The sequence below is a fragment of the Enterococcus sp. HY326 genome (assembly GCF_026157065.1).
GTDB lineage: Bacteria > Bacillota > Bacilli > Lactobacillales > Enterococcaceae > HY326.
Map to the genome: position 1 here is coordinate 453,341 of NZ_JANLGQ010000004.1, position 9,250 is coordinate 462,590.

The following is a 9,250-nucleotide window of genomic DNA, read 5'->3' on the forward strand; positions in this document are numbered from 1 at the left end:
ATGACAAATCCAACAATTTTACAAGGTTTTGAATGGTATTTACCGGCTGACAGTACCCATTGGAAAACTATCAGTCAAAAAGCAGATGAGCTAAAAAGATTCGGATTCTCTGGTGTCTGGCTACCACCGGCTTATAAAGCGGCGCAAGGAGTCAATGATGTTGGCTATGGTACCTACGACCTTTATGACTTAGGGGAGTTTAACCAAAAAGATACAGTGCCGACAAAATATGGGACAAAAGAAGAATATCTGCAGGCGATAAGAGATTTACACGCCCAAGAAATTGAAGTGTATGCTGATATTGTTGTCGATCATTTTATGGGAGCCGACGAAGAAGAAACCGTGTCTGCTGTCAAATACAGCGGAGACAACCGCAATCAACCCATTAGTGACGAACAGGAAATTTCTGCTTGGACTAAATTCACTTTTCCTGGACGGGGTGGTACGTACAACGATTACGTGTGGACTTGGCAAAATTTTTCTGGTGTCGATTATGATGCACGACGCCATGATCATGCCATTTTTAATTTTGCTGATAAGGGCTGGGATCCCGAAGTCGACGATGAAAACGGCAATTACGATTATTTGATGGGCTGTAATTTAGATATGGAAAATCAAGAGACCGTTGAGCAGCTTGACAAGTGGGGCAAATGGTATCAAGAAACAACGGATGTCGATGGCTTTCGTTTAGACGCCGTCAAACATATTCAATTTGATTATTTTGTCGATTGGCTCTTGCACCGCCAGGAAGAAAAACAGGCGGATATGTTTGTGGTTGGTGAATATTGGAGTGATGAGTTAGATAAATTAGTCGATTACATTGACTCTTCAGGAAATTTAATCAATCTCTTCGATGTGCCGCTGCATTTTAATTTGCAGCAGGCTTCTAATTCAATGGGAGCTTATGATATGCGGGATATTTTTAAAGGCACGTTGGCAGAAGAAAGAGGCGATTGGGCAGTTACATTTGTCGACAATCACGATACCCAAAAAGGTCAAAGTCTTGAATCATGGGTCGAAGGCTGGTTTAAAGCCCAAGCCTATGCGTTAATTTTATTGCGGGAAGCCGGCACACCAGTTGTTTTCTGGGGAGACTTATATGGAATTCCTTCACAAAATGTTGATCCAGTTGGTGAAGATTTAACCGCTCTTTTAAAAATCAGAGAACAATTGGCCCACGGTAGTCAAGTGGATTATTTTAATGGTCCTGATGTTGTCGGCTGGGTTAGAACCGGTGATTACGAGCACGAAAATTCCGGTTTGGCGGTAGTATTAACGAATCACACTGGCGGCGAATTAGAGATGACAGTCAGTGCCACCCATGGAGAAAAAGTGTTTGTAGACCTTTTGAAAAATAATCAGGCTAAAATCCAATTAGATGATAACGGTAAAGGTACATTCCCAGTAAATGACGGCAGCATTTCCGTCTATGTAAACGAAGAGGTTGCTGAAAAAATCTGGGCTATGTTGGAAAACTAAGTAACTTTCCAACAAGCAACGGGTAAAAATATTTTCCGCTGATTTACTGAAACCTAATTTTAGTCAGAAAAAAAAGATTCCAATTCAGTTGCTTTTTAAACTGAACTGGAATCTTTTTTTACGGGAAGAAAGGCGAGTTTCAAAACTTTATTTAAACAGAAAAATTATTGGCGATTATTGTTTAAAATCAGGTCAATATATCTTTCGGTGCCTTGGGCATACTGCTCATAGCCCATATGATGACGAAAAAAATGCACCATTTCTCGGCATATTTTTTCCCCTTCAGAATTATTTTCAAGGGCCAAAACCAGGCCGTTAATAATCCGATTCATTGTCGAGTGACTAAGGTTTTGCATAATTTTTTCTGGCTGCTGGTAGCGTTCGTAGGTAGCGATGATATCTTTTGCTTGCTCAATCTCTTGATCTAAAAGGGCATGGAGACAAATATGTAGATAAAAATCTTGACTGTAGCGTCTAGTTGTCAAAGCTTTAATTTTTTTCTTCGCCGACTGCTGCCATAAAAAAGAGCGCACTTCCTTCGACATGGAGTGGCAGCTGTAGGTTGCCAAAAGAAACTCAAATTCTCCCCAGGTTTCGACACTTTCCAAATATTGCCAGAGGGGTGTCATATCGAAGTCGAAATGTTTATGAAACAAACGATTACCATAATCCATCAAAATTAAGGCAATAAAATGATTGGCTTCTTTGCGGGCGTCCCCTAAAATTCCAGCAGCGCTTTGGGTTTGTGCAAGCCACTTGCGCCAGCTTTCTTCGTCTTTTTTAATAATGATTTCATCGATAATTTCTTCTAGGCGACGAACTGAGACAAGCTGAGTTGTTTCATTATACTCAAACATGAATTCTTCCACAGAAACATTGATTCGTTGTAAAAGTGCAAAGAGTTTTGTAATCGTGATATCATTTTGATCCTTTTCAAAGCGTCTTAAAAACTGCGGACTGACAATCTCAGCGGCAGTCTGATTTAACGGATAGCCTTTTTGCAGGCGGAATTTTCGAAAGAGAGCTCCAAATTGATTCATATTATCCTCCTAAGCAACAGCAGCAACATTAGTCTGCTGCTGTTTGGTTGCGAGTTTTAAAATGGAATTGCTAAAATAAAAGTGGTGCCTGCAGGGCTGCTTTCAACGTTTAAAAACCAGTCATTTTTTTTCACGATTGAAGAGACTGTAAATAGTCCCAGACCAGTACCACCATCAGTCGATTTTGTAGTAAAAAAGGGCGTAAAGATATGCTCTTCAATGTCTTTTGGAATCCCGGGACCGTCATCGGTTATTTCTAGTAGAGCAAAGCTTTTTTTCTCAAAGACGTGACCGGTTTTTTGGTAGGCAGCATTTTGAGCTGCATCAGCGAGACTGAGTTTTACTGAAATCGCACCAGTTTGGTCAATGGCTTGATAAGCATTGGTAATTAGATTGTATAAAATCACCTGCAAATCATCTTTTTCAAAGTAAGCACTCTGATTTGTGTTCAGTTCATAAGTGAGAGTGGCCGTTTTAGGAATCAGCAACTTAAGTGTATCCAGGGCTTCCTTTACAACCTCGTCAATTTGCTGATTTTTTTTCTGGCCTTGATTGACTTTGGAAAAACGCAAAACGTTGCTGGAAAGTTGTTGACCTTTTTCGGCTGCTTGATAAACCTCTTTCAAATCATCCACTAGTAGCTCATCATCTTGATGCTCCTCAATTAAAAGCTGCAGATTGCCAATCATTGGTGTGAGAAAATTATTCATATCATGGACAATCGTCGTCGTTAATAGACCAATGGTTTCTAATTTTGATTCTTGGAAAATAGATTTTTCCATAGCATGCTTTTCTTCTAAGGAGCGCTGCCGTTCCTTTAAACGCAAATTTTCTTGATAATTACGATTTTTTCGGGTGTTGTTAATATAGATAAAGCCTAGCAAAACTAGCACAACAAAGAGGATAATCAGTAGACCTAAGCTCATCATACTCCCTTCGATAACTAAGCCGTTCCATTCATTAAAATCAGAGTTGCTAGCTACCACCAAACGGGTAGCACCAATTGTAATCCATTGATACGCAGCAATTTTTAATACTCGAGTTGGGTTTTCTTCTGTCCACCAGTAGGAATAATAGCTGAGGGTCCCTTTTTGATTAGCCAGCTGTTCTGTTTCAAGCCGCTTTAAATCAGTATAATCTAAATCGGGAAATTCCTGTTGCCGGTCCTCCACAATGGTCAAGCCGACTTGTTCAGTGGAGGGGTGCATAGCGACTTTCATATCTTGGTCTTTAATCATGGTGTAGCCTTGAAAATCATTTTGCAGAGGATCAAAATTTTCTTGATAAAACTTTTCCAAATCAATTGTCAAAATTAAGATTGCCTGATTTTGACTACTGTCGGTAACTTTTTGATAAAAATTTAAATAAGAACTAGTATAGTCATAAAAAACTTGGCCATTTTCCTGACCACTAGTTTTAACACCAGTCGGATAATCTGGGTCAGTCATCACATAACGGGGAAAAGTTTCAAGAGCCTCTAATTGTTGCCCTTTTTTCTGCCAGCCTTTTATCAAAAGGCCGTTGTCTGTGACTAAACTGAGAGTCGCCATACTGGAAAGGGCATGAGAAAGCTCTTTGTCAAGCAGCTCATCATTCAAATTTTCAAAAGATGCTGTTAGTTCTTCACTACGGGAAAGATTTTCTAAGTCCTCTCGATAATTTTCTATTTGCAATGTTAAAATTTTAATGGCATCATTGTTTATAGTTGTTAGATGCTCTTCGGCAAGCTTCATGCTATGACGTTGCACCGATGAATAGGTAAATATCGACAGGGTTAATCCGACTGCCGTAATAATTAAAACGCTGATAAAGCCAACGTAAATCCATTTGTTTGATGGTTTTCTCATAGTTTGTCCTTTCAAATGAACATCTAAATAGTACAGGGGGAAAAAAATGCGTAATGAAAAAATACTAATTGTTGACGATGACCCGGCGATTCGCAGGTTAATCTGGAAATCGCTGCAATCTACAGGTATTTTAGTTTATCAAAGTGATTCTGTGGAGGCGACAATTGATATTGTCTCACGAATTAAGTTTGATTTATTTATCTTAGACGTCGGCTTGGAACATGAAAATGACGGCTATCATCTCGCTCAAGTCATTCGCGAGGCAGACCCTTTTGTGCCAATTGTCTTTTTAAGTGGCAAAACTAATGAAGAAGACATTGTCACTGCTTTAGAAAATGGTGCTGATTTCTACTTGACCAAGCCTTTTTTGCCAAATATTTTAAAGGCGCAAGTTTTAGCTACGTTAGAACGGCGGAAAATAATTAAAAATCAAGAACAAAAAGTGACCAATGAAATTATCCAAGGGCCTTTCCGTTTTGATAAAGCTCGCTATGAGCTTTTCAAAGGGGCAGAGCCGATTAAAATGTCCTCTAAAGAAATTAAGTTGATGCAATTTTTTATGGAGAATCCTGATCAAGTTTTTTCAAAAGAGCAAATTTATCATAATGTTTGGGAAGATGGCAAGTATGATGCCAATACTATTATGGTCTTTATCAATCATCTTCGCAATAAAATAGAAGACAATCCTAAAGAAGCGAAGTTCTTGAGGACTGTCTGGGGTATCGGCTATACGTTTAATCCGGCAGATTAAAATAAATCTTCTAAAAACGCCAAATAAATACCTAATGCTATTAAATCGGCGGAGCCGCCAGGGCTTAAATTACGATCAATCATTTGTTGATCGTATTTTTTTAGGCTCAAAATCAATTCATCAGGTGTTAAATCCGCTTGATGAAGTGTCAAGCTTTCATCTTTAACTTGTTGCCAGGCTGTCAAGCCACCACGATGCAGTAAATTACCATCTTCAACAAAACTCATCAAGAAGACTAAAGCTCGCAATAACTTAATTTCTGTATGTTCATCTTTTTGATTGCGAAAAAAAGGCAATAGTTGATTTTTTAAGATGGGGTAACCCGCAATTGCTTCGCCACGAATGCCCATCAACCCTTTTTCTAAATAAAGTTTTTCCCCATAAGAAAGGTCTGTTTTAGCAGCTAAATCAGTAAAGTCCTCTTGCACTATTTCAGCAATGGCTGCAACAATTTTTAAAATTTCATTGGTATCCTCTGATGTAAAGGGGAAGATAGTCTTTTTTTGCATATAAAAACCAGTGGCTCCCAACAATAAAGCAAATGAAAAATTGGCACCTTTGTGGGTATTGATACCTTTAGTAGCTTTCATCATAGCCTTTTCTGCGTCGATTCCAATCAGCCGCAACTTTTGAAAGAGTTCAGAAAAAGAGCCGTTGTGTTGAAAACCTGCCTTGAGATAATCTGAAAAAAAAGGTCGCAGACTGATAATGCTGTCCACAAAGGAAAAAAAATCCATATCTTGATGGGCACCGTTAGAAAAACGGTCTACCAGACCAGGCTTCGGCGTTAAAGAAACCTCGTAGAATAGAGCTTTTTCCGCAAAGTCAGCGACAGTCGAAAGAGAATCATTCAATTTTTCTTCGCTCCATTTCCACTAAAATAAAGTTTAATGAGCGATCTAAATGCTCATGGGTAATCATTTGAATTTGTTCACGGTTGTTTGTTTTCATTCCACGATAGATTAGCCAATGTTCCTCTAAGGCTTTGTCACGACGATCCGAAGAACGAATGGCAATGTCCCGAAAATAAACAAGATAAGCCTGTAAATTTGTCACAATTGATTTTAAGCGGAGCATTCTGCTTTTTTCGTAGATGAAAGCATTGAAATCAGAAAAGCTAACCAATAATTCATCGACTCGATCCTCATCATTGAGTTGATTACTGTGTTCTAAAAGAGCCTTCAGCTCTGCAAAATCGGCCTCATTCATCAATTCCATTGCTTTAATAGTTGCCAAGGTATCTAAGGCTTTACGAATATCATAAATTTCATACGCATCTTGAATGCTGATTCCTTTGACTACAATGCCCACACGGGGAACATGCTCAACCAAGCGTTCTTCCACCAAACGCTGCATAGCGTAACGAATCGGAGTCCGGGAGATGTTTAACACCTCAGAGAATTCTTTTTCATTGATTCTAGAGCCAGCCGGAATATCACTTAAAATAATGGTTTTACGGAAGGCCTCGTAAAGTAAAATTTTCAAGGTCTTATTTTGAGAAAAATCCAAATTTTTTCGAACGGCTTCAATAATCGGATTCACAGTCATGTTCCTTCCTATATTTAATTTGTCTAGTTGAAACCAATTCTAAACAAATCTGACGGAAAAAGCAAAAGGGATTGCCAGATAATTTTTTAACAAAAAAGAGACTGTCCTTCAGCAGATTATTTGCAAAATTATCCTGAAATGATTAGTAATCAACACAAGGTTGTTAATCGGGATTTTTTGCAGAGTCAGCTGTTTAGACAGTCTCTTTAGAAAAATTATTGTGGAATATACAGTGGCATATGACCAAATAGGATAATGGTGATGACAAAGATTGCGAAAATACCTAGCGCATATTTACCAGCGGCTCTTTGCCATTGACCCATATCTAAACCAGTTAAACGTAATAACAGATAGATAAAGGCAACTAATGGACTCAATAAATGGAAAGCTTGTCCCATTAATGAAGCTAGAGCCATTTGCATATTTGTAAAACCATATTGACGACCAGCTTCAGCCAAGACTGGTAGTACACCAAAGTAGAAACCATCATTACTGATGAAGAATGTACCTGGTGCAGAAATCAAGGCAATTACTAAGCCCCAGAAACCAGCCAGTTGTTTAGGAATAATTTGTGTGAAGCTATTTGCTAACGCTTCTGCCATTCCTGAACCTTGGAATAATCCCATGAAAACCCCAGCAGCAAAAACTAAGATAACTACTTGTACAGCGTCACCGCCGTTAGCGCCAATCCGTGCTGACTGATCTTTTAAGACAGGGTAGTTTACGATTAACGCAATACACGTACCAACAGCAAATAATAATAAAGCTGGCACTTCAATTGGTGAGTAGAATGAGCCGGCAACTAACCAAGCAATTAAAATGATGGTCATGATACCATTAAAGGCCCAACGATTCGGACGACGAATAGCTAAAGTTTCTGGATCAGTTACGGTAGTCATTTCATCAATTTCAGCATCGGATAATTCTTTAACACCTAAGCGAGCTCGTTCTTGACGACCCATCCGTGGTGCCACAAAGAAAATAACAAATGCTAATGAAAGAACCATACCAGGTGCTAAGTAAGATAAAATTTCACCACCAACATCTAAGACAGACATTGCTCGTGCAGTTGGTCCGCCCCAAGGAAGCAAGTTCATGATAGTGTTTTGTAAAATAATCAAAACACCTAGATTCATCATTTTCATATCCAATTTTTTATAGATAGGAATAAAAGCTGAACAACAAATCAAAGTTGTGGTCGTACCATCACCATTTAGTGATACCGCTGCTGCAACAACTGCAGTTGCGATTAGTACTCGCATTGGATCTCCCTTTGCAAAATGAATCATCTTTCTAGTAATTGGATCAAACAAACCAGCATCTAACATGATAGAGAAGTATAGGATAGCGAATAATAGCATAATCCCGGTATTAGCGGTTGTTGCAATCCCCTCTGACACGAAGTCCCCAATATTTCCGTCTGCTGCTACACCAGCGATCATTGCCACGATTGTAAACAGTAAAGGAATCATAATCAACGCAGTTAGCGGAGACAGTTTCTTTTTCATGATGACAAACATGAAGACGACGATCATACCGTAAGATAAGATAGTTAGTAACATCAATTTCCCTCCTAATTTTTGTACTTTTTCTAAGAAAGCGTTACCAAGACTTTCCCGAAATAAAACGCTGAACATTTTATGAATAATCTTTCACAAAATTTCTAAATTAAAATGTTCGTCGTTTCTGTAACCATAGAATAAGCAATATTCAGATGTTTGAATATACTTTGAGAATAAAAAGGACACGAAAAAAACAATTTATGTAAGCGTACTTATTAAATGCTTAACAAGATATTAATAAATTCTTAACGATGGAAAACGTTGATTTATCAAGGTTTTTGAAAAAAACAGAGGTATTTGACTTTTTAAAAACATTGAAAAAACAATTTATCTTAAGATTTCAGTGTTTTCGTTTTTCGATTGCCACTATAATAAAAGGGGATTATGAAATATCAAGAAAGGAGAATCGCCTTGGGCATTTTTAGTCGATTATTTAAGAAGGACGAACCTATAGACGCTAAAGAAGTAGTCTCGGCAATCGAAAGTAAAGTCGCTTCACCTGATGACGGTTATGGAGCCTTGCCAGCATTTATTCCGACAAGTCCCGAAGAATATCAGTTGGTGAGTGTGATTGCCACCGCAATTGCGGCTGGCGAAAACAGCGACAGCCAGTTTGTGGTTAAAACAATTTTAAAACGCAATCCAGAAGCCCGCACAGTTGCGTTAATTGCCGCCAGTCTTGCCGCAGAGGCAGCAGAAGACAGTCAGCACATTGTCAAAACGATTCAAAAGAAAAAATAAAACGGAGGGTTCATCAATGTTACGTAAATTTAAAATTTCAATCGATGGTCAAGAATACTTAGTAGAAATGGAAGAAATCGGTGGCGTGCCACAACCGGCAGCACCCGTTGCTCCGGCTGCACCTGTTGCGCCCGCAGCTCCTGCTCCAGAAGCAGCACCTGCTGCACCAGCACCAACACCCGTTGCCTCAGCTCCAGCCGGCGCCGATGCAATTACGGCTCCTATGCCTGGCGCTATCTTAAAAGTCTTAGTGAATGTTGGGGATGCAGTTTCCGAAAACCA

Annotated in this window: 8 protein-coding genes and 1 pseudogene; 4 read left to right on the plus strand and 5 right to left on the minus strand. The window is 39.0% G+C overall.

Going from position 1 to position 9,250, the window contains the following annotated elements; genetic code table 11:
* Positions 1-1,479, plus strand: coding sequence for an alpha-amylase (locus ORH16_RS12760; protein ID WP_265459217.1), 1,479 nt, complete (start codon positions 1-3; stop codon positions 1,477-1,479).
* A gap of 164 nt (positions 1,480-1,643) precedes the next feature.
* Here ORH16_RS12760 and ORH16_RS12765 read toward each other — a convergent pair whose 3' ends face one another.
* Both ORH16_RS12765 and ORH16_RS12770 read right to left on the minus strand, forming a co-directional pair.
* Complete coding sequence (locus tag ORH16_RS12765) at positions 1,644-2,519, minus strand: helix-turn-helix domain-containing protein (protein WP_265459218.1); 876 nt, start codon at positions 2,517-2,519, stop codon at positions 1,644-1,646.
* A 56-nt stretch (positions 2,520-2,575) separates the two neighbouring features.
* Positions 2,576-4,366, minus strand: a complete 1,791-nt coding sequence (locus tag ORH16_RS12770) for a sensor histidine kinase (protein WP_265459219.1) — start codon at positions 4,364-4,366, stop codon at positions 2,576-2,578.
* A 46-nt stretch (positions 4,367-4,412) separates the two neighbouring features.
* Between ORH16_RS12770 and ORH16_RS12775 the strand changes: the two genes are divergently transcribed.
* Positions 4,413-5,117 carry a response regulator transcription factor gene (locus tag ORH16_RS12775; RefSeq protein WP_265459220.1) on the plus strand — a complete coding sequence of 235 codons (705 nt, stop codon included), beginning with the start codon at positions 4,413-4,415 and terminating at the stop codon, positions 5,115-5,117.
* Here ORH16_RS12775 and citG read toward each other — a convergent pair.
* The 3 genes from citG to ORH16_RS12790 all read right to left on the minus strand — a co-directional run bounded on the left by citG (position 5,114) and on the right by ORH16_RS12790 (position 8,227).
* Positions 5,114-5,971, minus strand: coding sequence for a triphosphoribosyl-dephospho-CoA synthase CitG (gene citG, locus ORH16_RS12780; RefSeq protein ID WP_265459221.1), 858 nt, complete (start codon positions 5,969-5,971; stop codon positions 5,114-5,116). The two genes, ORH16_RS12775 and citG, sit on opposite strands and share 4 nt — an antisense overlap.
* Entirely contained in the window at positions 5,964-6,659 is a 696-nt protein-coding gene (locus tag ORH16_RS12785; protein ID WP_265459242.1) for a GntR family transcriptional regulator, read from the minus strand. The genes citG and ORH16_RS12785 overlap by 8 nt, the downstream gene beginning before the upstream one ends.
* Positions 6,660-6,880: 221 nt before the next feature.
* Positions 6,881-8,227, minus strand: coding sequence for a CitMHS family transporter (locus ORH16_RS12790; protein WP_265459222.1), 1,347 nt, complete (start codon positions 8,225-8,227; stop codon positions 6,881-6,883).
* Between the two features lie 384 nt (positions 8,228-8,611).
* Here ORH16_RS12790 and ORH16_RS12795 point away from each other — a divergent pair, with 384 nt between their 5' ends.
* Both ORH16_RS12795 and ORH16_RS12800 read left to right on the plus strand, forming a co-directional pair.
* Positions 8,612-8,968 (plus strand): hypothetical protein, encoded by a 357-nt coding sequence (locus ORH16_RS12795; protein WP_416207859.1) that lies wholly within the window; start codon positions 8,612-8,614, stop codon positions 8,966-8,968.
* A gap of 16 nt (positions 8,969-8,984) precedes the next feature.
* Positions 8,985-9,250, plus strand: a pseudogene (locus tag ORH16_RS12800) (acetyl-CoA carboxylase biotin carboxyl carrier protein subunit); the annotation flags it as partial.

Bases quoted from the DNA above. Each gene is read 5' to 3' on its own strand.
- ORH16_RS12775 (WP_265459220.1), top strand. From the start codon at position 4,413: ATGCGTAATGAAAAAATACTAATTGTTGACGATGACCCGGCGATTCGC.
- ORH16_RS12760 (WP_265459217.1), top strand. From the start codon at position 1: ATGACAAATCCAACAATTTTACAAGGTTTTGAATGGTATTTACCGGCT.
- ORH16_RS12770 (WP_265459219.1), bottom strand. From the start codon at position 4,366: ATGAGAAAACCATCAAACAAATGGATTTACGTTGGCTTTATCAGCGTT.
- ORH16_RS12790 (WP_265459222.1), bottom strand. From the start codon at position 8,227: ATGTTACTAACTATCTTATCTTACGGTATGATCGTCGTCTTCATGTTT.
- ORH16_RS12795 (WP_416207859.1), top strand. From the start codon at position 8,612: ATGAAATATCAAGAAAGGAGAATCGCCTTGGGCATTTTTAGTCGATTA.
- ORH16_RS12765 (WP_265459218.1), bottom strand. From the start codon at position 2,519: ATGAATCAATTTGGAGCTCTCTTTCGAAAATTCCGCCTGCAAAAAGGC.